The sequence below is a fragment of the Saccharopolyspora shandongensis genome (assembly GCF_900106995.1).
Lineage (GTDB): Bacteria > Actinomycetota > Actinomycetes > Mycobacteriales > Pseudonocardiaceae > Saccharopolyspora > Saccharopolyspora shandongensis.
Genome location: NZ_FNOK01000022.1, coordinates 61,501 through 86,640 on the forward strand (window position 1 = coordinate 61,501; position 25,140 = coordinate 86,640).

21 protein-coding genes are annotated in these 25,140 nt (G+C 71.7%); 8 read left to right on the plus strand and 13 right to left on the minus strand.

The genetic code is table 11. From position 1 onward, the window contains the following. The first annotated feature begins 25 nt into the window (after positions 1–25). Positions 26–619 (plus strand): suppressor of fused domain protein, encoded by a 594-nt coding sequence (locus tag BLW84_RS23165; protein WP_093268654.1) that lies wholly within the window; start codon positions 26–28, stop codon positions 617–619. A gap of 141 nt (positions 620–760) precedes the next feature. After that, positions 761–1,750: an o-succinylbenzoate synthase gene (locus BLW84_RS23170; RefSeq protein ID WP_093268656.1), complete on the plus strand. Its 990-nt coding sequence runs from the start codon at positions 761–763 to the stop codon at positions 1,748–1,750. 483 nt (positions 1,751–2,233) lie between these two features. Here BLW84_RS23170 and BLW84_RS23175 read toward each other — a convergent pair whose 3' ends face one another. The 7 genes from BLW84_RS23175 to BLW84_RS23205 form a co-directional block, all read right to left on the minus strand. Next, entirely contained in the window at positions 2,234–3,007 is a 774-nt protein-coding gene (locus tag BLW84_RS23175; protein WP_093268659.1) for an SRPBCC family protein, read from the minus strand. Positions 3,008–3,200: 193 nt separating this feature from the next. Beyond that, positions 3,201–4,055: an FAD binding domain-containing protein gene (locus BLW84_RS23180; RefSeq protein ID WP_093268661.1), complete on the minus strand. Its 855-nt coding sequence runs from the start codon at positions 4,053–4,055 to the stop codon at positions 3,201–3,203. Continuing rightward, complete coding sequence (locus BLW84_RS23185) at positions 4,052–6,484, minus strand: xanthine dehydrogenase family protein molybdopterin-binding subunit (RefSeq protein WP_093268664.1); 2,433 nt, start codon at positions 6,482–6,484, stop codon at positions 4,052–4,054. Before BLW84_RS23185 ends, BLW84_RS23180 begins: the two co-directional genes overlap by 4 nt. Further along, the gene (locus tag BLW84_RS23190) at positions 6,481–7,062 is read right to left on the minus strand and encodes a (2Fe-2S)-binding protein (protein WP_093268666.1); all 582 of its coding nucleotides are present in this window, start codon (positions 7,060–7,062) and stop codon (positions 6,481–6,483) included. Before BLW84_RS23190 ends, BLW84_RS23185 begins: the two co-directional genes overlap by 4 nt. 265 nt (positions 7,063–7,327) lie before the next feature. Next, complete coding sequence (locus BLW84_RS23195) at positions 7,328–8,446, minus strand: XdhC family protein (RefSeq protein ID WP_093268669.1); 1,119 nt, start codon at positions 8,444–8,446, stop codon at positions 7,328–7,330. Positions 8,447–8,571: 125 nt separating this feature from the next. After that, on the minus strand, positions 8,572–9,720 hold the full coding sequence (locus tag BLW84_RS23200) for a vWA domain-containing protein (RefSeq protein ID WP_093268672.1): 1,149 nt from the start codon (positions 9,718–9,720) through the stop codon (positions 8,572–8,574). Between the two features lie 31 nt (positions 9,721–9,751). Then, on the minus strand, positions 9,752–10,639 hold the full coding sequence (locus BLW84_RS23205; RefSeq protein WP_093268674.1) for an AAA family ATPase: 888 nt from the start codon (positions 10,637–10,639) through the stop codon (positions 9,752–9,754). 205 nt (positions 10,640–10,844) lie between these two features. Between BLW84_RS23205 and BLW84_RS23210 the strand changes: the two genes are divergently transcribed. Further along, positions 10,845–11,402: a suppressor of fused domain protein gene (locus BLW84_RS23210; RefSeq protein WP_093268677.1), complete on the plus strand. Its 558-nt coding sequence runs from the start codon at positions 10,845–10,847 to the stop codon at positions 11,400–11,402. A gap of 88 nt (positions 11,403–11,490) precedes the next feature. After that, positions 11,491–11,718: a PspC domain-containing protein gene (locus BLW84_RS23215; protein WP_093268679.1), complete on the plus strand. Its 228-nt coding sequence runs from the start codon at positions 11,491–11,493 to the stop codon at positions 11,716–11,718. A gap of 337 nt (positions 11,719–12,055) precedes the next feature. On the opposite strand, the gene BLW84_RS23220 is transcribed toward BLW84_RS23215, so the two are convergent. The 6 genes from BLW84_RS23220 to BLW84_RS23245 all read right to left on the minus strand — a co-directional run bounded on the left by BLW84_RS23220 (position 12,056) and on the right by BLW84_RS23245 (position 19,532). Then, a complete protein-coding gene (locus BLW84_RS23220) occupies positions 12,056–14,056 on the minus strand; it encodes a glycoside hydrolase family 84 protein (RefSeq protein ID WP_093268682.1) in 2,001 nt (666 codons plus the stop codon). Positions 14,057–14,213: 157 nt separating this feature from the next. Beyond that, the gene (locus BLW84_RS23225; protein ID WP_093268684.1) at positions 14,214–14,873 is read right to left on the minus strand and encodes a copper homeostasis protein CutC; all 660 of its coding nucleotides are present in this window, start codon (positions 14,871–14,873) and stop codon (positions 14,214–14,216) included. A 200-nt stretch (positions 14,874–15,073) separates the two neighbouring features. Then, positions 15,074–16,702 carry a chaperonin GroEL gene (gene groL, locus BLW84_RS23230; RefSeq protein WP_093268687.1) on the minus strand — a complete coding sequence of 543 codons (1,629 nt, stop codon included), beginning with the start codon at positions 16,700–16,702 and terminating at the stop codon, positions 15,074–15,076. A 225-nt stretch (positions 16,703–16,927) separates the two neighbouring features. After that, positions 16,928–18,166: a serine/threonine-protein kinase gene (locus BLW84_RS23235; RefSeq protein ID WP_093268689.1), complete on the minus strand. Its 1,239-nt coding sequence runs from the start codon at positions 18,164–18,166 to the stop codon at positions 16,928–16,930. A 209-nt stretch (positions 18,167–18,375) separates the two neighbouring features. Beyond that, on the minus strand, positions 18,376–18,579 hold the full coding sequence (locus tag BLW84_RS23240; RefSeq protein ID WP_093268692.1) for a cold-shock protein: 204 nt from the start codon (positions 18,577–18,579) through the stop codon (positions 18,376–18,378). A 269-nt stretch (positions 18,580–18,848) separates the two neighbouring features. Further along, the gene (locus tag BLW84_RS23245; RefSeq protein WP_093268695.1) at positions 18,849–19,532 is read right to left on the minus strand and encodes a TIGR00266 family protein; all 684 of its coding nucleotides are present in this window, start codon (positions 19,530–19,532) and stop codon (positions 18,849–18,851) included. Positions 19,533–19,619: 87 nt separating this feature from the next. Here BLW84_RS23245 and moeA point away from each other — a divergent pair, with 87 nt between their 5' ends. The 4 genes from moeA (at position 19,620) to pssA (ending at position 25,092) form a co-directional block, all read left to right on the plus strand. After that, positions 19,620–20,864: a molybdopterin molybdotransferase MoeA gene (gene moeA / locus BLW84_RS23250; RefSeq protein ID WP_093268832.1), complete on the plus strand. Its 1,245-nt coding sequence runs from the start codon at positions 19,620–19,622 to the stop codon at positions 20,862–20,864. Between the two features lie 99 nt (positions 20,865–20,963). Continuing rightward, positions 20,964–22,949, plus strand: a complete 1,986-nt coding sequence (locus BLW84_RS23255) for a M48 family metallopeptidase (RefSeq protein ID WP_093268697.1) — start codon at positions 20,964–20,966, stop codon at positions 22,947–22,949. A 482-nt stretch (positions 22,950–23,431) separates the two neighbouring features. Next, entirely contained in the window at positions 23,432–24,154 is a 723-nt protein-coding gene (locus tag BLW84_RS23260; protein WP_093268700.1) for a phosphatidylserine decarboxylase, read from the plus strand. After that, positions 24,151–25,092: a CDP-diacylglycerol--serine O-phosphatidyltransferase gene (gene pssA / locus BLW84_RS23265; protein ID WP_093268702.1), complete on the plus strand. Its 942-nt coding sequence runs from the start codon at positions 24,151–24,153 to the stop codon at positions 25,090–25,092. The genes BLW84_RS23260 and pssA overlap by 4 nt, the downstream gene beginning before the upstream one ends. Positions 25,093–25,140: the final 48 nt, after the last annotated feature.

Here is a 25,140-nt window from a genome sequence, read left to right on the forward strand (position 1 = left end):
TGTCGAGCGAGGTACTGGAGATCGGATGGGCACCGAGCAGGAACGCGCGGCGATGGGCGGCGCGCACCGGTTCGTCGGACTCGCGGAAAGCCTCGAACACCACGCCGGGACGCCGACCGGTGCCGAACCGCCGAACGTGCACGGCACCAACCGCGGCTACGGGCTGGTGTTCTTCCACCTGCAGCAGTACCACCTGACCACGGTGATCAGCACCGGCCTGCGGTTCCAGCCGCTGGGCGCCGAACCGGCCCAGGAACTCGCCTGCACGGTCTACAAGGAGCAGGCCGAAGCCGCCCGGCACCTGGTCGACCTCACCGCCGGTCTGCTGGTGCAGCAGCGCACCCACCTGGTGCCGGACCAGATAGTGCCGAACGAGCAACCGCTGCTGCCGGGCACCGAGTTCCACGGGGTGCTGGCCAGCGGCCACCCGCTGTTCCCGCCGGAGTTCACCAGGTTCACCGATCCGGACGGGGTGGAGCAGCTGCAGGTGTTCACGCTGCTGCCGGTCACCCTCGGCGAGCTGAACTACATCCTGGACAACGGCGTCACCTCGCTGCGCCAGCAGTGGGCCCGGTTCGAGGTGGACGTCTTCGACCTCGGCCGCCCCAGCGTGGTCTGACCGAGCGCGATCTCCGTGGGAATCGAGGAGGTCCCCGTTGCGGCCGGATCTCTGATTTCCGGGTGATCGCGGCGCCACCGGCGGGCGGTGGTCGCGTTCCCTTGCTCCGCGGTGACGGCGACGGGCTGAAAGGATCAGGCCATGGACTCGGCGACGATCGACCTGGCGGAGTTGGACGCGGTTCGGGTGTACGCGCTGCCCATGCGCAACAAGTTCCGGGGCGTCACGGTGCGGCGCGGAGTCCTGCTGAGCGGCCCGGCCGGCTGGGGCGAGTTCTGCCCGTTCGAGGACTACGACGACGCCCAGTCGGTGCCGTGGCTCCGAGCGGCGCTGGAGGCGTGCACCGAGGAATGGCCGGAGCCGGTGCGCGACCGCATCCCGGTGAACTGCACGGTGCCCGCGGTGCCGGCGGAGAAGGCGGCGGCGATCGTCGCGGCGTCCGGCTGCCGCACGGCGAAGGTCAAGATCGCCGAGCCCGGCCAGTCCCCCGGCGACGACGTCGAGCGCGTGGCGGCGGTCCGCGACGCGCTGGGGCCCGACGGCGCGATCCGGGTGGACGCGAACGCGGCCTGGGACGTCGACACGGCGGTCACCAGGATCCGCGAGCTGGACAAGGCCGCGGAAGGCCTGGAGTACGCGGAACAACCGTGCCCGACGATCGACGAGCTGGCCGCGGTCCGCCGCCGCGTGAACGTCCGGATCGCGGCCGACGAGAGCATCCGCCGCGCCGACGACCCGCTCCGCGTGGCGGTCGCCGGAGCGGCCGACGTGGCGATCATCAAGGCCACGCCGCTAGGCGGCGTCCGCCGCGCGCTGCGCGTCGCCGAGGCCTGCGGCCTGCCCTGCGTCGTGTCCTCCGCAGTGGAGAGCAGCGTCGGCCTCGCCGCGCAGCTCGCCCTGGCGGGCTCGCTGCCCGAGCTCCCCTTCGCCTGCGGCCTGGGCACGGTGGCGCTGCTCGACGGCGACGTCGTCGCCGACTCGCTGCTTCCCGTGGACGGCCACCTGCCGGTGCTCCGCCGTCCGCCGGAGCCGGATCCCGCGCTCGTCGCGGCGGCTACGCCGACCGCCGACGTGCAGCGCTACTGGCTCGACCGGCTCCGCCGGGTCCACGACCTGCTCGCACGGCCCTAGCCTTCGGCCGCGCGGGCACCTGGTTCCAGCGGCGTTCCAGGATGGCTCCGCCCGACTCGCCGGAAGGCCTCCGGCGCCTGGCGGCGGTTTCGCGCGAAACCGCCACGCCACCCCACGAGAATCGGCGGTTTCGCGCGAAATCGCCCTCCCGGCCCCACGCGAAGTGGCGATTTCGTGCGAAATCAGCGCCTCGGGCCGCCATGTCCCACGCGTGCCCGCGCACCGTTCTGAAGCGCCCCCGCAGGCAAAGTCGGAAACCCCGGATCTAGGCGGAAGCGCCATCGGGATTCGGGTGTTCACGATCCCGGTGGAGTGGTTCCGATTTTGGGCAGAACCGGACGCCCGCCACTCGCCTCCTTGACGTTTTCGCAGCTCTTGAAGGCCGTGGGCGTTGAACCCCAGCGGAGGAACTCGGGCAGGCCGACGCTCCGGGGAGGGACGCGGCCGCCACCTGGGGCGAGCCCCTGGTGACGGCCGGGTGGATCAGCGGCGGCGGCGCCGACGGCGGATGATGCGGAACGCGAGGCCCAGCACCACGACCGCCACCGCGACCGGGGCCAGGCGCTTGAGCAGCGGTGCTCCCGCCGTGCCGAGGAGGTCGATGGCCTCGTCCGCCGGTGCCGTGCCGCCGGTCACGACCGCGTCCGCCTTGCGCGCCGGTTCTTCCTTCGCCGTGCTGGTGAAAGCCGTGTCGTGGCTGCCCGCCGGCGTGACCCGCCAACTGGCCTTGTCCTCCGCCGCAGTCGCCGCAGCGCCGGAAGCCGCGGGGGCTTCCGCCTTCGCCTCGGCCTCCTCGGCCGGTGCTGCCGGTTCCTCCTCGGTGAGCCGCTTCGCGAGGTTCGCCGCGAACTGGCCCAGGATCTTGCCGCCGACCTCGGAGATCAGGCCGCGGCCGAGCTGCGCCGGCTTGCCGGTGACCTTCAGATCGGTGTCCACCGTGACCGCGGTGGTGTCGCCTTCCGGCGTGAGCACCGCCGCGACCGTCGCCGCGGCGGTGCCGCTGCCGCGCGAGTCCTTGCCGCTGGCGTCGATGACCACCCGGCGGGCGGCCTCGTCGACCTCCTTGAAGGTTCCGGTGCCCTTGTAGAGCAGCGTGACCGGGCCGAGCTTGACCTTGACGGAGCCGGCGAACTCGTTGCCCTCTGCCTTGGTGAGCGTGGCGCCGGGCATGCACGGGGCGACCCGCTCCGGGTCGAGCAGCGCCTTCCACGCCACGTCGACCGGCACCGGAACGCTGAACTGGTGCTGCATCTGCACTGGAGGGTCCTCCTGGTTCGACCGAGCTCGGCTCGAATGAGCCGTCCTTCCTGAAGAAGCTGCGTTTCACAGTCCACCACCAGCTTCCCAGCCGCAGCGGTTGTCCGATACCCCATTCGGATCATCGGGGCCCGGACGCCGAGCGGGGCGGCGGTTTCGCGCGAAACCGCCGCCCCGCAACGCGCGCGACCGCCTAGCCGCCCGCCGCGGCGAGCACCGCGCGGCCGGTGAGCACCTCGGCGAGGTGCTCGCGGTAGTCGACGTCGGCGCTGGCGTCGGCCGCCGGGCTGGTGCCCTCGGTGGCGTGCCGGGCCGCCGCCCGGACCGCCTCCGCCGTGGCCGGCTGGCCGACCAGGGCCTCCTCGACGCCGCGCGCCCGGATCGGCGTCGGGCCCATGTTGGTCAGCCCGATGCGGGCCTCGGCGATCGTCCCGCCGGACACCCGCACCGCGGCGGCCACGCCGACGATCGACCAGGCCTGGGCGACGCGGTTGAACTTCTCGTAGTGCGCGCTCCACCCCGTCCACTTCGGCGTCCGCACCTCGACCAGCAGCTCGTCGGGTTCCAGCGCGGTGGTGAAGTAGTCGACGAAGAACTCCGCGGCCGGCACCACGCGCCGTCCGGACGGCCCGACCAGCACCATCTCGGCGTCCAGCACCAGCGCCGGCGCCGGCAGGTCGCCTGCCGGGTCGGCGTGCGCCAGCGAGCCGCCGAGGGTGCCGCGGTGGCGGACCTGCGGATCGGCGACGGTGCGGGTGGTCAGCGCGAGCAGCTTCGCGTGCTGCTGCACCAGCGGATCGCGCAGGACGTCGTGGTGCGTGGTCATCGCGCCGATGACCAGCGCGTCGCCGTCCTCGCGCACGCCGCGCAGCTCGGCGATGCGGCCGAGGTCGACGACCGTTCCCGGGTCGGCCAGCCGCATCCGCAGCACCGGCAGCAGGCTCTGCCCGCCCGCCAGCACCTTGGCGTCCTCCCCGGCCGCCGCGAGCGCGGCGACCGCTTCCTCCACAGTGGAGGGTGCGACGTATTCGAACTGCGCGGGAATCACCGGTTTCCTCCCTGTGCGTCCATCGAACCGAGCCCGCCGCCGGCTTCCGGCGCGGTGGCGCCGCTTTCGCGGGCACCGGTCACGGCCCGCCACACCCGCTGCGGCGAGCACGGCATCTCCACGTCGTTCACGCCCATCGGCCGCAGGGCGTCCACGATCGCGTTCACCACCGCCGGGGTCGAGGCGATGGTGCCCGCCTCGCCGACGCCCTTGACGCCCAGCGCGTTGGACGTCGCACGGGTTTCGGTGCGGTCGGTGACGAACTCCGGCAGGTCGGCCGCCGACGGGATCAGGTAGTCGGCCAGCGTCCCGGTGGTCAGCGTGCCGGTCTCGTCGTAGACGGCCTCCTCGTACAGCGCCTGCGCGATGCCCTGGGCGAGCCCGCCGTGCACCTGGCCCTCGACGATCAGCGGGTTGATCACGCTGCCGATGTCGTCGACGCACACGTACTTGCGGATCTTCACCTGCCCGGTCTCGGTGTCCACTTCGGTCGCGCACAGGTGGGTGCCGTGCGGGAACGAGAAGTTCTCCGGGTCGAACGTCGCTTCGGCGTCCAGGTTCGGTTCCACGCCGTCCGGCAGGTCGTGCGCGGCGAAGGCGGCGAGCGCGACCTCGGCCAGCGCGGTGCCCCGGTCGGTGCCGCGGACGCCGAACCGCCCGGAGGCGAACTCGACGTCGTCCTCGGCGCATTCCAGCAGGTGCGCCGCGATCTTCTTGGCCTTCTCGACGACCTTGTCCGCGGCGCTGACGACCGCCATCCCGCCGACGGCCAACGACCGCGACCCGTAGGTGTCCATGCCCTTGGGCGCGACCTGGGTGTCGCCGTGCAGCACCTCGACGTCCTCGAACGCGACGCCGAGCCGGTCGGCCACGATCTGGCTCCACGCCGTCTCGTGCCCCTGCCCGTGCGGCGAGGAGCCCGTGACGACCTCCACCTTCCCGGTCGGCAGCACCCGGATCGACGCGTGCTCCCAGCCGCCCGCGCCGTAGGACAGCGAGCCCAGCACCCGCGACGGCGCCAGCCCGCACATCTCGGTGAACGTCGAGATGCCGATGCCCAGCTGGACGGGATCGCCGGAGCGCCGCCGCTCCTCCTGCTCCGCGCGCAAGGCCTGGTAGCCGAACAGCTCCATCGCCTTGTCGGTGGCGGCCTCGTAGTTGCCGGAGTCGTAGGTCAGCCCGGCGACCGTGTCGTACGGGAACTCCTCGTGCGCGATCCAGTTCTTGCGCCGCAGTTCCATCGGCTCCATGCCGAGCTCGTTGGCGAGCTCGTCCACCATCCGCTCGATCGCGAACGTCGCCTCCGGCCGCCCGGCACCGCGGTAGGCGTCGGTCGGCGTCTTGTTGGTGAACACGTTGGTGCAGGTGAAGTGGTAGGCGGGGATCTTGTAGATCGAGTTGAACATGAACGCGCCGAGGATCGGGACGCCCGGCGTCACCAGCCGCAGGTAGGCGCCCATGTCGGCGAGCAGCTCCACCTTCAGCCCGGTGATCTGGCCGTCCCTGGTCGCCGACATCGACAGCTTCTGGATCTGGTCGCGGCCGTGGTGCGCGGAAACCATCGTCTCCGAACGGGATTCGGTCCACTTCACCGGCCGCCCCAGCTTGCGGGCGAGCACGAAGGCGATGAACTCCTCCGGCGTCACCTGGAGCTTGCCGCCGAATCCGCCGCCCACGTCCGGCGCGATGACCCGGATCTTCTGCTCCGGCACGCCGAGCGACATCGCCAGCATCAGCCGCAGGATGTGCGGCACCTGGGTGGCCGACCACATGGTGATCTGCTCGCCGGTGGGATCGACGACCACCGAACGCGGCTCCATGAACGCCGGGATCAACCGCTGCTGCCGGAAGGTACGGTCGATGCGGACCTCCGCGCCGCTCAGCGCCTGCTCGACGTCGCCGCCGGTGCCGGCCGCGGCCGAGTCGAACGTCCAGGTCGCGTTGCGGTTGGTGCCCAGTTCGTCGTGCACCAGCGGCGAATCCGCCTGCAGCGCCGATTCCATGTCGAGCACGACCGGCAGTTCGGCGTAGTCGACGTCGATGGCGTCCAGCGCGTCGCGCGCCTCGGCCGCGCTGCGCGCCGCCACCACCGCCACGGCTTCACCGGCGAAGCGCACCTCGTCCACGGCGATCGGGGGCGCCGCCGGGGCCTTCATATCGTCGGTGATCGGCCACGCGCACGGCAGGCTGCCCTGCTCGCCTGCGACGTCCCGACCGGTGATCACCGCCTGCACCCCCGGCATCCGGCGCGCCTCGTCGGTGTCGATGGATGTGATCCGGGCGTGCGCGACGGGGCTGCGCAGGATCGCCAGGTGCAGCGTGCCCATCGGCGTCAGGTTGTCGGTCCAGCGGGTGCGGCCGGTGATCAGCCGCGCGTCCTCCTTGCGCTTGCGGGCGCGCCCGAGCTCGGGCTCCAGGACCGATGTCATGACTGCCGACCTCCCGTCACCTTCGTCTCGACCTGCTCGTCGGCGGGCGTTCGCGGTACCGGAGCTTGTGACTGTGTTTTTTCGGGGGCGTGCTCGACAGCCGGACCGGCGCCGGGCTGCATGCGCTGCGAAGCGTCGCGGACCGCGCGGACGATGTTCTGGTACCCGGTGCAGCGGCAGAGGTTGCCCTCCATGCCTTCCCGGATCTGCTGGTCGTCGGGGTCGTTCACCTCGGCGAGCAGGTCGAGCGCCTGCATGATCATCCCGGGTGTGCAGAACCCGCACTGGAGGGCGTGGTTGTCGTGGAACGCCTCCTGCACGGGGTGCAGCCGGCCGTCCTGGGCGAGGCCCTCGACGGTCGTGACGTCGTGCCCGTCGGCCTGCACCGCAAGCACCGAGCACGATTTCACGCTGTGGCCGTCCATGTGGACGGTGCACGCGCCGCAGTTGCTGGTGTCGCAACCGACGACGGTGCCTACCTTGCCGAGACGTTCGCGGAGGTACTGGACGAGCAGCAGGCGCGGCTCGACCTCATCGGTGTAGTGGGTGCCGTCGACGTTGACGGTGATGCGCGGCATTTGGGCGGCCTCCTCGGAGGAACTGGCCCGCGGTGCGCGGACGGTCGGGAACGGGACTGCTCCGCCTGGGTGACAGAGGTCACTCCGAGAGCCTGCTACGCCGATCGAACACGAGCAAGCGCTGAAAGCGTTGTCTCCGGCCTCGCATTCCGTGACGACCCGACCGCCGCTCCTGCCCCAACCACGACCCGCCCCGGACGGCACCGGTCGGTCCGCGATATCCGGTGAAATCGCGGAAGTTGTCCACAGCCGAAGCAGGTTGTGGTCACGAGTGGTGGTGGATCGGCCCCTCGACGTCGGAGAGCCGCACCCCGCGGCCGCCCCAGCGCAGCGCGATCAGCTCTGCCGCGATGGACACCGCCGTCTCCTCCGGGGTCCGCGCGCCCAGGTCCAGGCCGATCGGCGAGGACAGCTTCGCCAGCTCCGCCTCGCCCAGGCCCTGCTCGCGGAGCCGCCGGAGCCGGTCCTCGTGGGTGCGCCGGGAGCCCATCGCGCCGACGTAGCCGAGGTCCTGCCGCAGCGCCGCCTCCAGCACCGGCACGTCGAACTTCGGGTCGTGGGTGAGCACCATGACCGCGGTCCGCTCGTCGATCCGCCCGGCCTCCGCCTCGGCCGCCAGGTAGCGGTGCGGCCAGTCGACAACCACATCGTCCACGCCCGGGAACCGGCTGTGCGTGGCGAACACCGGCCGCGCGTCGCAGACCGTGACCCGGTAGCCGAGGAAGGCGCCCATCCGGGCCATCGCGGCGGCGAAGTCGATCGCGCCGAAGACCAGCATCCGCGGCGGCGGCTCGAAGGAGTTCACGAACACCCGCAGCCCCTCGCCGCGCCGCTGCCCCTCCGGGCCGTACTCGATGACGCCGCTCCGGCCGCTGGCGAGCATGCCGCGCGCGTCGTCGACGACCGCGTCGTCGATCCGCGTCGACCCGAGGCTGCCGCTGGTGCGCTCGCGCCACACCAGCAGGTGCGAGCCGACCTTCGACTCCTCGGGGTGCTCCAGGATGGTCGCGACGGCGACCGGCTCCTCGGCGCGGACCGAGGCGGCGACGGTGTCGAGCTCCGGGAAGGTCTCGCGGTCCACCCGCTCCACGAAGACGTCGAGGATCCCGCCGCAGGTCAAGCCGACCGCGAACGCGTCGTCGTCGCTGACGCCGTAGCGCCGCAGGACCGGATCGGCGCCTTCCAGGACGCCGGTGGCCTCCTCGTAGACCGCGCCTTCGACGCAGCCGCCGGAAACGCTGCCGACCGCCTCACCACCGGCGGTCACCAGCATCGACGCCCCAGGCGGCCGCGGGGCCGACCGGAACGTCGCGACCACGGTGCCCAGCCCGACGGCCTCGCCCGACTCCCACCGCTTGGTCAACTCGTCCAGCACGTCACGCACAGCGCACCTCCGCTTCCTCAGCGCCTCCCGGCGCCGCACACCTTCCACCGAGCCCCGGGGCGACGCGAACGGCCTGTTCACCTCGCCCATCGGGACGAACGGGCCGTTCACCGCACCGGGCCCGGTCAGTTCTGCCTGAAACCCGCACTTCGCTCCTCCGGCGCCGATCCCGGCTGGGACAACCGGCGCACCCACGACCACACGTCCTCCAGCGAGCGCAGGCTGTGCCCCGCCACCATCCGGTCAACGTGCGGCAGGGCCGCGACAATCCCGGACTGCACCGGTTGGTACCCGTCGTGCCCGGCATGCGGGTTGGCCCAGACCACCGCCCGCGCCAGCCGCCGCAGCCGACGCATCTGCTCGCCCAGCTCCGCCGAGTCGCCGCGCTCCCAGCCGTCGGAGAACAGCACGACGACGGAACCCCGCGCGATGCCCCGCTGCCCCCACCGGTCCAGGAAGACCCGCAGCGTCTCGCCGAGCCTGGTGCCGCCGGAGAAATCCGGCACGGCGCGGGAAGCCGCCAGCAACGCGGCCTCCGGATCGCGCTGCCGGAGCTGCCGGCTCACCCGGGTCATGCGGGTGCCCAGCGTGAAAACCTCGGTGCTGGCGGGCGAACGCCGCACCACGACGTGCGCGAACCGCATCAGCGCATCGGCGTACGGGCTCATCGAACCCGAGACGTCGATCAGCAGCACCACCCGGCGCGGCCGCCGAGAGCGTTTCTGGCGGCGCAACCGCAACGGCTCGCCGCCGGAGCGCAGCAGCTCGCGGAGCGTCGCGCGCGAGCTGAGCGCACCGCGCTTGCTGCGGCGATGCCGCAGCGCGGGCCGCGTCGGCGGCTCGGGGCGCAGCACCGCGAGCATGCGCCGCAGGTGCTCGCGCTCCGCCGTGCCGAGCTCCGCGAGGTCGCGACGGCGGAGCACCTCCGCGTCGCTGGCGGCGGCGGCAAGCGGCTTGTCCGCGTCGCCGTCCTGGTCGCCGCCATCGGCCGCGGAGAGCGCAGCGATCCGCGCCGGACGCGGCAGCGGACGGCCCGGCGACTCGGCGGGCAGCGCAGCGCCGCCGAACCAGCTGCCGAAGGCAGCGTCGTAGCGGGGCACATCGTCCGGCTCGGAGCACAGCGTCAGCCGGCCGGCCCAGTAGACCGCGGAGCGGTCGAGGCCGACGTGCTCGGTGGCGGCGAGGAAGGCCTGGACCCGGGTGGGGCCGCAGGCCATCCCGGAGTGCCGCAGGGCGCGGGCGAAGCCGACCAAGCCGGTCGCGGTGTGCTCCATCGCCCCCTCCTCGGCGTTCGGTTCCAGCAGTTCAGGGCGCCACGATGCCCGCGGCGCGGACCCGTTCGGCGTCCTCGCGGTACTTCAGCACCGCGCCCAGCGTGCTCGCGGCGATCTCCGTGTCCAGTTCGTCCTGGTCGAGCGCCTGCAGCGCCTGCGCCCAGTCCAGCGCCTCCGCCACGCCCGGCGGCTTCAGCAGCTCCATCTGCCGCATCCGCTGCACCGCCGCGGCCACCTGCTCCGCCAGCCGGGCGTCCAGCCCCGGCAGGCGGCGCCGCAGGATCGCCACTTCCCGCTCCAGGCCCGGGTGCTCCAGCCAGTGGTAGAGGCAGCGGCGCTTCAGCGCGTCGTGCACCTCGCGGGTCCGGTTGGACGTCAGGATCACGATCGGCGGCTGCTGCGCCCGCACCACTCCGAACTCCGGAATGGTCACCGCGTATTCCGACAGCACCTCCAGCAGGAACGCCTCGAACTCGTCGTCGGCGCGGTCGATCTCGTCGACCAGCAGCACGCAAGGCGACTCCTGCAACGCGCGCAGCAGCGGCCTAGCCAGCAGGAACCTCGGGGTGTACAGCGAGGATTCGGCGGCGTCGGCGTCCAGCTCGCCGCCGGAGGCCGCCTCCAGCGTGCGCAGGTGCAGCAGCTGACGCGGGAAGTCCCAGTCGTAGAGGGCCTGCGCGGCGTCGATGCCCTCGTGGCACTGCAACCGGATCAGGTCGACCCCGAGCGCCGCGGCCAGCGCCTGCGCCAGCGCCGTCTTGCCGGTGCCGGGCTCGCCCTCGCACAGCAACGGGCGACGCATCCGCATCGCCAGGAACGCCGCCGTCGCGATGCCCTCGTCGGGCAGGTACCCGGTGTCGTCCAGCGCCGTCGCGACCTCGGCCGGGGACTTCATGTCGAGCGCGTCATCCACCGCCATGCCGCCGAGCGTATTCGAACCACCGGCCCGAAGGCGATCATCGGATCATCCGGCGAGCGGGGCCGGAACCGCGCCACCCGCTGTGCCAACCTCCAAGACGGCGATCGACTCGCGTGCCCGGCCGATCGTTCACCCGGGGCGCGGCGGCCGTGGTCGATGCTCTTGCCCGTTTCCGTAGGATCGCGGAGGTTTCGGAGGGTGGTGCATGAGCCGGTTCAGCGGGTTCCCCGCACACGTTGAGACGCACATCGGCCGGGTCCGCGGCGCCGACAGCCGGCTGGCGGACGGGCGCGATCGGGGCTACCACCTCGTCTACTGCGACCACCCGGACGGCGCGCACGTCTCGGTGCTGACCAGCGGCCTACGCGACCGCACGGCGGGCGCGCCGCTGCCCCAGGAGCTCATCTGCACGTTGCAGTCGGAGCAGGAGCTCTACGCGCGGCACCTGACGGGCGTGATCGCCGAGCTGCTGACCGAGAGCAACAGCCGGGTCGGCTACGGCGCGCTCATCATGAACGACCGGATCCTGTTGCCGGACACCGAGATCTGCGGCGCGCTCGCCGCACCGCACCCCTACCTCGGCGACTCGTTCGACGTCCTGCTCGACGAGGCGGGCGAGCCGGTCCTCCAGCTGATCACGCTGGTCCCGATCACCCGCGAGGAGGCCCAGCTGGTGGCCCGCTACGGCCGGGACGCGCTGTACGACCGCTGGGAGCGGGAGAGCTCCAACCTGCTCGACATCCACCGCCCCTCCGCCGCCTGACGCCCCAGGGGTCGGCGGCCGGGGAATCCGGGTCGGGTCGGGGTCGTACCCCGAGGTCTCCGGCTCCTCCGGGGCGCAAGCTGGAGGCATGACCGAGAACTTCTCCACCACCCAGACCACCGCCGAGTCTCCGGTTCGGAAGTTCCGCCGCAGCCGGGAGGACGCCATGATCGCCGGGATCTGCGCAGGCACCGCCAAGGGGCTCAACGTGGACGCCACGATCCTCCGCGTCCTGCTGGTCGCCGCCACGCTGCTCGGCTTCGGCGCCGGCATCGTCATCTACCTCGTCTGCTGGGTGCTCGTCCCGCAGGAGTGACGGCCAGTTTCAATTGGAACTGCAGTCGGAGAAACACAGTTTCAATTGAGGGTTTTTCATCCTGGTCGGGTACCGCAGCTGCGGCGTCTGACCTGCGCCTGAGTGCGCGCCGTCGCCAAGCGCCGTCAGGCGCTTTCAGGCCCGCCCTCGCAACTGGCACCGCCGCGGGTTCTCAGCGTTCGCCTGGCGAGGACGCGAGGACGGCCCTGACGCCGTGTATTGGGCATACATAAGTCAGGGCACCCACAGCCAGGCGGGCGCTGTAACTCCCGCAGGGGGCCGCCACCCGCACCGCCACGCAGAACGAGGTTGGAAAAACCTCATTGAAACTGCACCGTCAGCGGATGCCGGGGGCCTGTTCGATGAACGTGTCGAGCACGCCGTCGGCGACCAGCACCTGGCCCTGGGGCCGGACCTCGCCGGGCAAGGTGCGGATCTGCTTGGCCTGGTCGGCGAACTGCCGCGCCGCGGTGAAGTGCCCGAAGGTGCTCCCCTCGTCGCCGTTCGCCCGCGCCTGCAGACCGTCCACAGTGGCCACCAACGCCTTGCCCCACAGCTCGGTGGCCGTCAGCCACGGCTTCGCATCGGCGACGAAGTCAGCAGGCACGCCCCGCCCGATCTGCTCCGGCGCATCCGCGATCGCCTGCGCGTAGCCGCGCAGCGCGGCCGCCGAACCCGCTCGGTCGCCGCGGTCCCAGCCGTCGCGGAACTCCTGGATCCGCCGCGCCAGCTCCGGCGCCGGCGGCAACCACGGCCGCCCGCTGGGCAGCGGCGCCATGTGCTCCAGGTCGAAGAACACCATCAGCGCGTCGACGGTCGCCTGATCGGCGACCAGCCCAGGTTCACCGGCCGCGCGCCTGCCCGCCAGGTACTCGGCCGCCGCCCGCCAGGCCCGCTGCGGGTCGAAAGCCGCGTCGTTCCAAGCGAAATCGGCCGCACCGATCTCCACGACCTTGCTCGCCGCCGCCAGGTTCATCGGGTTGGACACGTCGCCCACGAGCTGCCCGCTCAGCCCGCGCTCGCGCTTCTCGTACGGTCCGAGCAGCAGCCGCCCGACGGAACCGTCGAAGTCGTTGACCGGGTAGTTGTCCCAGAGGAAGAGCTTGCGACCCCAGACCTTCTCGGCCTGCTGCGCGTCGGAAACGGTGATCTGGCGCGGAATCACGCCGTCGCCGGTCCACATCACCAGCACGCGCGGGTCCAGCGCCGTGCGGATCGCCGTCTTGTAGGCCGAATCCTCCACGTCGGAGTACTCGGTCGGCACGAACTGCAGCGGCGCCACGCCGGGATGGGTGTCGACGAACTCGCGCTGCACGCGGTTCAGCAGCTCCGCCTGCGCCTGCCCGGCCGCGCCCTCGGACGGCTTGCCGTACTTCGCCTCGTCGCCCGCGCAGTTCCAGCGGGTGTAGGAGATGTCGTCCAGCGGCACGGAGAAGTCGCGCACTCCCTCGTCGTACACCGTCTGCAGCTTCGCCAGCAGCGCGCGGAAGTCCGCGTCGTCGCTGTAGCAGATCGAGGTGCCCGGGGAGAGCGCGAAGGTGAACTTCACGTGGTGCGCCGCGGCCTGCTGGATCAGCTGCTTCACCTGGGCCAGGTCGCCGGCCGGGTACGCCTCGCGCCACTTCTCCCGGTGGTACGGGTCGTCCTTGGGCGCGTAGATGTAGGTGTTCAGCTTGACGTCGCCGTAGAAGGCCAGCTGGTCCATGCGCTCGGCGTGCGTCCAAGGTGGACCGTAGAAGCCTTCGACGGTGCCGCGCAGCGGCATCGACGGGTGGTCCACGATGCCGACCCCGGCGAGGCGGCCCGGCGAGGCGATCTGCCGCAACGTCTGCACGCCGTAGTAGGCGCCGGCGGCGTCGGAGGCGCCGATGAAGACGACCGGGTTGCCGCCGCCGCGACCGGCCAGCACGTAGCCCTCGGGCGGCAGCGGCGCGGGCGCGGCGAAGCCCAGCTCCTGCAGGCCCTTCACCACCGTCGGCGAGGTGCGCTCGCCGATGCGGACGCTCAGCGCGGCCCCCTCGGACGGCGGGCCGGGTTCGCGCACCACGACGTCGCTCGCCCCGGCGAGCCGCAGCACCAGGACCGCGAGGTCGCGGGTGGGCTGGTCGACCAGCGGATCGACGACCACTTCGACCTTGCCCCGCACCGGGATGTCGTCGCCGAGCCGCTGCATCTCCTGCGGCTGCGGGGTGACCTGCGGCAGCCCGGTCGCGGGCAGCGACTGCGGCGGTGGCGCGGTCGGCGTCGGCTCCTGCGGCGTGGTGTTCGTGCAGGCCGCCAGCACGACGCACATGAGCGTCGCGACCACGGCGGACCGCCGGACGTTTCGACCGAGCATGACTCCTACCTCACCTGGACTGCCACCGGCCCACAGGACATCACACGCCGCTCCCAGCCGCCGCCGCACCCGGGAGCGCCGTGATCATTCGCACTGCAAGCAACGAACAATATCAACGGCGCTCGTTCCGCCCGGCCGGTCGTGGTGGCGGTGACGCTCAGATGAGCAGCTCGCGCCAGCTCCGAACCCGCTCCACCTGCACCGATCCGCCGACGCGAGCACCGGTGCCGATGTGGAAGGCGCGGGCCCCGGCGGCCCGCAGGTCGGCGAGGTGCTCCTGGCGCAGGCCGCCGCCGACGAGCAGCGCCACGCCGTCGACGTCCTGCCGCTCGGCGCGTTCTCGCAGGTGGGCAAGGCCCTCGTCGACGCCGTCGGCGGCGCCTGCGGTGAGCACGGTGTCCGGGCCGAGCGACACCGCTTGGTCCCAGGCGAGCCGGTAGTCGGCGGCGTGGTCGACCGCGCGGTGGAAGGTCCACGGGCACCCGTCGAGCTCGGCGAGCACCTCGCGGGTGGCGCCCACGTCCACCTGCCCGTACGCGTCGAGGAACCCGAGCACGAACTCCCGCGCCCCGGCCTCCCGCAGCTCACCCACCCGCCGCCGCAGCGCATCGGCATCGGCGGCGAAGCCGGGTTGGTCGCGCACCATGACCCGCACCGGCAGGTCGGTGGCCGCGAGCACGCTGCGCACGGTCGACGGCTCCGGCGTGAGCCCGTCGGCGGCCAGGTCCCGCACCAGCTCCAACCGGTCGGCACCACCGGCCTGGGCGGCCTCGGTCTCGGCGGCGTCCAGCACGATCACTTCCAGCAGCGCTCCCACACCCGCACCGTAACCGGGCGGCGGAAGCCCGGCGAGGCCCGCCTGTTCCGCCGGCCAGGAAGGCAGCGACGCCGTTTTCGCGCGAAAACGGCGTTGCCAGGCACGCGGAACGCCGTTTTCGCGCGAAAACGCCCCCGGGAACGGCCGAAGGGCCGTCCCCGAGCGGGGACGGCCCTTCGAAAAAGCGACAGCAGCGTGGATCAGAAGTCCATGCCGCCCATGCCACCGGTCGGGTCCGGGGCGCCGGCCTTCTCCTTCTCCGGCTTGTCCGCGACCACGGCTTCGGTGGTCAGGAACAGCGCGGCGATGGAGGCGGCGTTCTGCAGCGCCGAACGGGTGACCTTGGCCGGGTCGAGGACGCCGGCCTGGACCAGGTCCTCGTACTCGCCGGTCGCGGCGTTGAGGCCGTGGCCGGAGGTGAGGCCCTTCACCTTCTCCGCGACAACGCCGCCCTCGAGGCCGGCGTTGATGGCGATCTGCTTCAGCGGCGCCTCGACGGCGATCTTCACGCTGTTGGCGCCGGTCGCCTCGTCACCGGTCAGGTTGAGACCGTCGAAGGCAGCCTGCGCGGCCTGCAGCAGAGCGACGCCGCCACCGGCGACGATGCCCTCCTCGACCGCGGCCTTGGCGTTGCGGACCGCGTCCTCGATGCGGTGCTTGCGCTCCTTGAGCTCGACCTCGGTCGCCGCACCGGCCTTGATGACGGCCACGCCGCCGGCCAGCTTGGCCAGCCGCTCCTGCAGCTTCTCGCGGTCGTAGTCGGAGTCCGAGCGCTCGATCTCGGCACGGATCTCGTTGACCCGCCCGGCGATCTGCTCGTCGTCGCCGGCACCCTCGACGATGGTGGTCTCGTCCTTGGTGACGACAATCTTGCGGGCGCGGCCCAGCAGGTTCAGGTCCGCGTTCTCCAGCTTGAGGCCGACCTCTTCGCTGATGACCTGGCCGCCGGTCAGGATCGCCATGTCCTGCAGCATCGCCTTGCGGCGGTCGCCGAAGCCGGGGGCCTTGACGGCGACCGACTTGAAGGTGCCGCGGATCTTGTTGACGACCAGCGTGGCCAGGGCCTCGCCCTCGACGTCCTCGGAGATGATCAGCAGCGGCTTGTTGGCCTGCATGACCTTCTCGAGCAGCGGGAGCATGTCCTTGACGTTCGAAACCTTGGAGCTCAGCAGCAGGATGTACGGGTCCTCCAGGACCGCCTCCATCCGCTCCGAGTCGGTGACGAAGTAGGGCGAGATGTAGCCCTTGTCGAAGCGCATACCCTCGGTGAGCTCCAGCTCCAGGCCGAAGGTGTTGCTCTCCTCGACGGTGATGACGCCTTCCTTGCCGACCTTGTCCATCGCCTCGGCGATGAGCTCGCCGATCTGACGGTCGCCGGCCGAGATCGCGGCCGTGGCGGCGATCTGGTCCTTGGTCTCGATCTCCTTGGCGTTCTTGAGCAGCTGCTCGGCGATCGCCTCGGTGGCCTTCTCGATGCCGCGCTTCAGGGCGATCGGGTTGGCGCCGGCCGCGACGTTGCGCAGGCCCTCGCGCACCAGCGCCTGGGCCAGCACGGTGGCGGTCGTGGTGCCGTCACCCGCGACGTCGTCGGTCTTCTTGGCGACCTCCTTGACCAGCTCGGCCCCGATCTTCTCCCACGGGTCCTCGAGCTCGATCTCCTTGGCGATGGAGACACCATCGTTGGTGATCGTCGGCGCGCCCCACTTCTTCTCGAGCACGACGTTGCGGCCCTTCGGCCCGAGCGTCACCTTGACGGCGTCAGCGAGGGTGTTCATGCCGCGCTCAAGACCGCGGCGGGCGTCCTCGTCGAACGCGATCATCTTGGCCATTGCGGTGTGGTCCTCCACCTGTCTGGACGCCGCGGTGGCGGGTTTGCGCACCCCACGGCAGGACTCGTGCTCGGCCAGGTTCGGTGCCCGCGACGGACGACCGTGCGGCGGCGCCGTCTGGTGGCACCGCCGGAGACGGCCTCACCGCCCCGACCTGGCACTCAACCTTGCTGAGTGCCAATACCGTGTTTAGCACTCTCACCAGTCGAGTGCAAGCGAGACCCGTCAGCGGGTGGGCACCGACGTGGGCAGGTCGCTGTTGTTGTACGAGGAAGTTTCCGTCGCCGTCGAGTCGGTGCTGCCGCCGCCGGAGCCACCGAGCGAGTTGGCCATCACAACGAAGATGACCACGATCACCACCAGCGCGATGCCCGCCAGCACCGGCACGATCCACTTCGCCGAGCTGCCGGACTTGGTCGCGAACGCCGCCGAACCGGCCGGGATCGGCGGCCGCAGCCGCACGGGGTCGTTGCCGGGCGGCGGCAGCGGGCGCGGCGGCTGCTGCTGGTAGGGCGGATAGCCGGGCGGCGCGGGCGGCGCGTACTGGACCGGCATCGGCCCGGACATCGGCCCGGACATCGGAGCCGCGGGTGGGGCCACCTGGCGGGGCGGCGGCGGGGTTTCGCCGCCGGCGGCCGGACCGAGCGCGGCGCGAGCCGCCGCGATCAGCTCCTTGCAGTTGGTGAAGCGCTGGTCGGCCTTCTTCGCCATGCCGCGGCGCAGCACCTCGTCGATGCCGCCGGGCAGCACCACCAGCGACGTCGCCGGCGGCGGCTCCGCGCCCAGGTGGCCCTGGATGACGTCCTGGACCTGCCCCTGGAACGGCGGCCGCCCGGTCAGGCAGGCGAACAGCATGCAGGTCAGCGCGTACTGGTCGGTGCGGCCGTCCACCGGTTCGCCGCGCAGGTGCTCGGGCGCCGCGTAGGTCGGCGAGCCGAGGAAGTCGCCGCTGGCGGTGCGGTGCCCGGTCGCGCCGCGCCGGGTGAGGCCGAAGTCGGCGAGGTAGACGTGCTCGTTGGCGGACTCGCGCGAGGTCACCAGCACGTTGGCCGGCTTCAGGTCGAGGTGCACCAGGCCGCGTTCGTGCAGCATGTCCAGCGCCTCGGAGACCTGGGAGAGCAGCTCCAGCGCGCGCTTGGGCGAGATCGGCCCGTCCTTGATCAGGCTGGCCAGGTCGGACCCGTCGACCAGCCGCATCGCGATGTAGAGCATGCCGTCGACCTCGCCGAAGTCGTACAGCGGCACGATGTTGGCGTGGTCGATGGCCGAGGTGTTGCGGGCCTCGTCGACGAACCGCTCGCGGAACTCCGCGTCACCGGTGATGTGCTCACCCATGATCTTGAGCGCGACCTTGCGACCGAGCCGGGTATCGGTGGCGCGGTACATCACGCTCATCCCGCCGCGGCCGAGCACTCCGTCGATCTTGTAATGGCCGAGGCGCTGCCCGGTGAGGTCTGCCGACACGCGGAGCAGCCTAACGTTTCGCGATCACGCACGTCCCGGTGTTCGACAACACCGTGATGACATCGATTCCACACGCGCCGCGGCCCGGCCCCGCGAACGGGAACCGGGCCGTCGAACGAGTTTCCGCCTTTGAAGCGGCGCAGCCGCTTGGCCCACCTGCGCAGGATGACCACCTGCGCAAAAGGAGTCTTGGACAGTACTTCTGTGCTTCAGACCTTGCGGACACCGTCTGCTTGGGTGCGGCCGTCGCGTCCCGCTTTCACTTCGAATTCGACCCGATCCCCTTCGGAAAGGGTTCGGAAACCAGACATGTTGATCGCGGAGTAATGGACGAAAACATCGGATCCACCGTCTGTCGCGATGAATCCGTAGCCCTTCTCCGAGTTGAACCATTTGACCGTGCCGACCGCCACGGCGTCCTCCTCTAAAAGTGACGCACGGCACCCAAAGCGCCGCTGGAGCAACGGCAACGCTACCCCAGAAAGCAGGCCTCGTCGCGGGTTCGGCAATGCAACTTTTCCGTTAAACGCTGGGCCGAACGGGTGTCGTCGTCGGCCACGTTCAGTTATCGGAGTGGGCTGACTCGGGAATTCGTCCGAATGCATGAGCCCATTTGCGCTCTCGGCGAAATTCGCACTAGCCCTTTGAAGCGACGGCTATGCACAAGCTGCGCAACTCGCACTCAGGAGCGCGCGCCCAACCCATTTGCCTGCAACCAGGTGACGAGTCCTCGCGGATTGCGGGTTTGCGTCAGCACCTGGCCGGGACCGGCGAAATCGAACACCAGGCCCTCACCGCTCTTGAGCGATTGGGCGATGCCCTGGTTCATCTGCCGCAGCCGGCTCTGCACCGTGTCGGCGTAAGCCACGACGTGACCGGTGTCGATCGTGACGTACTCGCCGGGCTGCAGCGTCACCACGTCGAGCGCGCCGTAGCAGGAGACCACCACCGGACCCTGGCCGCCGACGTGGGTCATGAAGCCGCCCTCGCCGCCGAAGAGGTTCTGGAAGCCGCCCCACTGCGTCTCGACCTGCACGGTGCTGGCGGACGCGAGCCAGCAGCCCTTGGTCACGCACCAACCGATCCGGCCGTCGAGCTCCAGGACGTTCAGGTCGCCCGGCAGGTTCGGCGCCACGTCCACCCAGCCGCCCTGCTGCGGGGCCGTATAGGTGGACACGAAGAAGGACTCGCCGCCAAGCGCGGCGCGGGCCAGCGACTTCAGGAAGCCGCCCTGGGCGCGGGCCTCGACGGTCACGCCGTAGCTGGTGGCGAGCATCGCACCGGACTCGACCTGCACCGGCTCGCCCGGGGCGAGCATCAGCCGGGCCACCCCGAACGACGGCGTGTGACGGGTGCGAACCTGCACGGCTACCTCCTAGACGAGCCCGGGGACGAGTCTGCCACGTTGATCGGTGCGACTATTCGCACGCCGGTAGGGACAGCGGGGGTGTCCATGACCGATGATCTGGGCGTGTCGCACGGAACCGGAACACCCGCTCTGACCGCGGTCGCAGATCACCAGTCGAAGATCGCCGCCCTGCTCGCCCCGACGCCGGTGGTGGTCAAGCCGCTGGCGGACTGCCTCGGGCTGGCCCTCGCCGCGGACCTGACCGCGCCGATCTCGCTGCCGCCGTTCGACAACTCCGCGATGGACGGCTACGCCGTCCGCTCCGTCGACCTGGCCGGCACGACGCCGGAGCAGCCGGTGCTGCTGCCGGTCCACGAGGACATCCCGGCCGGCCGGGTGGACGTGCCGCCGCTGCAGCCGGGCACCGCGCACCGGATCATGACCGGCGCCCAGATGCCGCCGGGCGCGGACGCGGTGATCCCGGTGGAACGCACCGACGGCGGTACCGAGCAGGTGCGGATGTTCGCCGCCGTGCAGCCGGGGGCGCACGTGCGCCGCGCGGGCGAGGACGTCACGGCGGGCGCCACCGTGCTGGCGGCGGGCACCACGCTGGCGCCGTCGCAGCTGGGCGTCGCCGCCGCCGTCGGGGCCGCGGAACTGCCCGTGCACCGGCCGGTCCGGGTGCTGGTGCTGTCCACCGGATCGGAGCTGGTGGCGCCCGGCACGACCCTGCAGCCGGGGCAGATCTACGAGTCCAACGGCCTGATGCTGGCCGCCGCGGTGCGCGAGGCCGGCGGCGAGGCCACGCTGCTGCGGTTCGTGCCGGACGACGTCGAGGCCTTCCACGCCGCGCTCGCCCCGCACCTGGCCGACACCGACCTGCTGATCACCTCCGGCGGCGTCAGCGCCGGGGCCTACGAGGTCGTCAAGGACGCGCTCACCGGCACCGGCGTCGAGTTCACCAAGGTCGCGATGCAGCCCGGGATGCCGCAGGGCTGCGGCCGGTACCGGGACGGCGTCGCCGTGGTGACGCTGCCCGGCAACCCGGTCAGCGCGATGGTGTCGTTCGAGGTGTTCGTGCGGCCCGCGCTGCGCGCCGCGGCCGGGCACCTGGCCACCCGCCGCCCGGTGCGGCAGGCGAGGCTGACCGAGCCGCTGTCCGCGCCCGCGGGCAAGCGCCAGTACCGCCGGGGCCGGTTCGACCCGGCCACCGGCGGGGTGACGCTGCAGGGCGCGCCCGGCTCGCACCTGCTGGCGGGCCTGGCCAGGGCGAACTGCCTGCTGGAAATCCCCGAGGACGTGACCGAACTCGCCACGGGGTCCACAGTGGACGTAATGCTGCTGGAGTAGCTCGCCCCGGGCACCCGGAAGATCATCTGGTTGACGGATGGCACCGGCGTCCCCAAGACTGCACCACCATCACCGACCACCCCTCCGGAGTTCTGCACCGTGCGTGGCCCCTGGCGCGCCGCCCTGGCGCTGGCGTTGCACATCGGCTTCTTCCTCGCGCCGATCGCGCTGGTCCTCGGGCTGCTCGCGATCTCGGCGTTCACCTTCCGATACGACCAGTCCAGCGGCATGAAGGCCGCGCTCGCGGCGGTCGCCGTCGGCGCGCTCTTCGCGATCGGGCTGCGCGCCGTGCTGCGCAGCCGGGTGCGGCCGCGCGGCGTGCGGCTGGACCGAGCGGAGCAGCCGCAGCTGTGGCGGATGGTGGAGTCGATCGCCGCCGACGCGGCCGCACCGCTGCCCGACGAAATCCGCATCACCTCCGACCCGACCGCGAACATCCGCGAGGACACCGCGCTGCTGGGCCTGCGCATCCGGACCCGCTACCTGGAGCTCGGGCTGCCGCTGCTGGCCGCGCTGAACGTCAGCGAGCTGCGGGCCGTGGTGGCGCACGAGCTCGGCAGGCTGACCGGGCGCAGCAAGCTGACGGTCACCGCCTACCGGGCGTCGGCGAGCGTCGAGCGAACCGTCGACGGGCTCACCGGCGGCCCCGTCAAATGGATGTTCACCGGCTACGCCCGGCTGTTCACCGCGATCGCGGCCACCACCGGCCACGACCTGGAGCTCGCCGCCGACGCCATCGCGGTCCGGGAGGCGGGCACCCGCGCGGCCGCCACGGCGCTGCGGAAGCGGATCGCCATCGAGCTCGGCTGGCAGGAGTACTCCGACGAGTACCTCAGCATGGCCAAGGCCGTGGGCCACACGCCGGACGTGCTGCTGGGCTTCCGCAACTTCATGGAGCACCCGACCCGCAAACCGGAGCTCGCCGAGCGGGTCAAGAAGGCGATCGCCGAGGGCGAGGACGGCAGCCGCACCCACCTGCCCGCGCGCCGGCGCATCGAAGCGATGAAGCGGATCAAGGTCAGCGGCCGCGACATCGACGACCGGCCCGCGTTCGCCTTGCTGCGCAACCCGCGCAAGAGCGTGCCGGACCTCGAAGACCGCCTGATGGTCGACGGCCTCAAGCGCCGGCTGGGCTGGCCGGAGCTGGCCCGGCTGGCCGGCGCCGCCCACGTCGCCGAGCGGGCCGCGCTGCTGAGTTCCGCCGTGGCGCAGAGCGGACTGCCGGTGGAACCGGCGATCGCGGGCATCCTGCCCGCCATCCACCGCGGCCAGGGCCACGACCTGATCAACCCAGTGCTCAACCCCGGCCTGTGTCCGGAACGCATTGACGAGGCCGCCGTCGACACGCTGACCGAGCTGCTCGGCAGCGCCGTGGTGGACGCGCTGATCTGCGCCCGGCGGGCGCACCACGAGCTGGACTGGGGCGGCCCGTCGACGGTGCGGCTGGCCAACGGGCAGCCGCTGGACCCGGACCGGCTGATCCGCCCGGCGGTGGCTGATCCCAGGCTGATCCCGGGCCTGCACCGGGCGCTGGTCGACCTCGGGGTGCCGATGACCCACGCGCGCCGCCCCGCCGCGGAGCCCGAGCCCTCGCTGGCCGGGATCGTCAGTCCGGTGCAGTGCACCGGCGGCAACTACGACCTGCTGGTCACCGATCGCGGCCTGGTGCTGCTGCCCAGCTCCGCCAGCACCACGAAGCGCCTGCTGGCCGGCACGCTCGCCCGGTTCCGCAAGGCGGAGCAGGAGCAGCTCGCCGAGCTGGCCGCCACGCCGATCGGCGAGCTCCGGGAGCGGCCCGGCGCGCAGTGGGTGGACAGCCGGGACGTGGCCCGCGCGCGGCTGGACCAGGACCGCGCGGGCTGGTCGCTGTCGCTGGAGTTGTACCTGGACGAGTACGCGGTGTCCGAGCTGGACGACATCGGCGTGCAGGACGGCGAGGACGGCGTGTCCGAGCTGGTGCTGCGCAGCACGGCCGATGGCGTGGAGCACGGCGACCCGTACCGGGGTCTCGGCGAGCTGATGGGGGCGCGGATGAACCTCGACGAGACCGACGACACGAATGAGGGAGAAGGGCCAGGGTTCTGATGACTCTTCGTCATGTAACGGCGCCGTGAGGTCCTCCAAAAGCGGCTACGGACATTTTGTGAACTCAATTACACTGGAAACCGCGTAACGAACCGTCGCCCAAATACATCTCCTAGACGTCCGCACAAACCCACTACCGCTTGCCAGTGGGGGCGGACACACCGAGGACCGTGCGCCGTCGGGGGGTGCACGGACCACACCGGGGAGGCCGTCCGACGTCTACGGGGAGACGTCGAACGGCCTCCTCGCTTTACATCACCCGACCGGGTTACCTGGGCGGCGCGTTGGCGGTAGCATCCCGGAAACGGATAGACGCAGGTCAGCAGGGTAGTTCTTGATCAACTACGCCCCCTGGCGTCGGTTGACGTGAGGCGTCCGCGATGCTGTACCGACGACGGCACCGGTCGGCGCTCGGCGTTCGCGCCGGAGAACCGGCCGAACCGCCGCACCATAGACCGCCGACGCAGGGGCGTAGCACCTCGATGAGCACCGCCGAAGAACCGAAGAAGAACCTGCTGGCGCACCTCGCCGCGCTGGCCCGCGACACCATCCCGCCGATGCACCCGGCAGGCCGCCCGTTCGTGCTCGGCGCCGCCATCGCGACCCTCCTGCTGCGCCGCCGCTGGCGCGCGGCGGGTGTGCTCGGCGGCATCGTCACCGCCTGGTGCGCGTGGTTCTTCCGCGAGCCAGTCCGCACCACGCCCAGCCGCGAGGGACTCGCCGTCGCGCCCGCCGACGGCACGATCTCGCACATCGAGCCCGCGGTGCCGCCGGCCGAGCTGGGCCTCGGCGACGAGCCGATGACCCGCATCAGCGCCTTCCTGACGATCTTCGACGTGCACGTCCAGCGGATCCCGCTGAGCGGCAAGGTCGAGACCATCGCCTACCGCCCGGGCAAGTTCCTCTCCGCCGACCTGGACAAGGCCAGCGAGGACAACGAGCGCAACTCGATGGTCATCCGCGCCGACGACGGCACCCAGGTCGCCGTGGTGCAGATCGCCGGCCTCGTGGCCCGCCGCATCGTCTGCTCCGTCTCCGAGGGCGACGTGCTGCAGGCCGGCAACACCTACGGGCTGATCCGGTTCGGCTCCCGGGTGGACCTCTACGTGCCCACCGGCAGCCGGATCCTGGTCGAGCCCGGCCAGCGCACCATCGGCGGGGAGACCGCCCTCGCCGAGCTGCCTCGGGGGACGCATTCCTCATGAGCATGCACAGCGCCCCCGGCATCCGGCTGCTGCCCAACGCGATCACCGTGCTGGCGATGTGCGCCGGGCTGTCGGCGGTCCAGTTCGCGCTCAACGGCCAGCTCACCGGCGCGATCGCGGCCGTCGCGGTCGCGGCGGTGCTCGACGGCCTGGACGGGCGGATCGCGCGGCTGCTCGACGCCACCTCCAAGATGGGCGCCGAACTGGACTCGCTGTCCGACGCGATGTCCTTCGGCGTCGCCCCGGCGCTGACGCTGTACGCCTGGCAGCTGCAGGACAACCGCGTCGGCTGGGTGGTCTCGCTGATCTTCGCGGTGTGCATGGTGCTCCGGCTGGCGCGGTTCAACACGCTGCTCGACGACGCCGACCAGCCGCCGTACGCCAAGGAGTTCTTCGTCGGCGTGCCGGCCCCGGCGGCCGGGCTGCTCGGGCTGCTGCCGATCGTCCTGACCGCGCACTTCGGCTACCTGGGCTGGTGGGCGAACCAGAACGTGGTGATGGTCTGGATGGTGCTGATCGCGGCGCTGATGGTCAGCCGGGTGCCGACGCTGTCGCTGAAGACCGTGAAGGTGCCGCCGAGGGCGGCGGCACCGCTGCTGGTGCTGGTAGCGCTGCTGGCGGCGGGAATAATCATGTTCCCGCTGATCTCGCTGGCGATCGCCATGGTGATCTACCTCCTGCACATCCCGTACGCGGTCTACCGCCACAACTGGCTGGCCAAGCACCCGGAGGCGTGGAGCGCACCGCCGCGAGAGCGGCGTGCGATCCGCCGGCGCACCCAACGCCGGCTCGGCCTGCGCCCACCGCTGCGCCGCAGCGTGGCGGGCGCCGCCAGGCGCGTCCGCCTACCGCGACGCCACAGCCACCCGGACGGACCCCGCCGCAGCTGGCGGCGCCTGGAGTTACGGCGCAGCCGCAACGACGGCCCCCGCCGCTAACGACCCACCCCCGAAGGCGCCGCCCGGCGCAGCCCGGCCCGGCTCGGC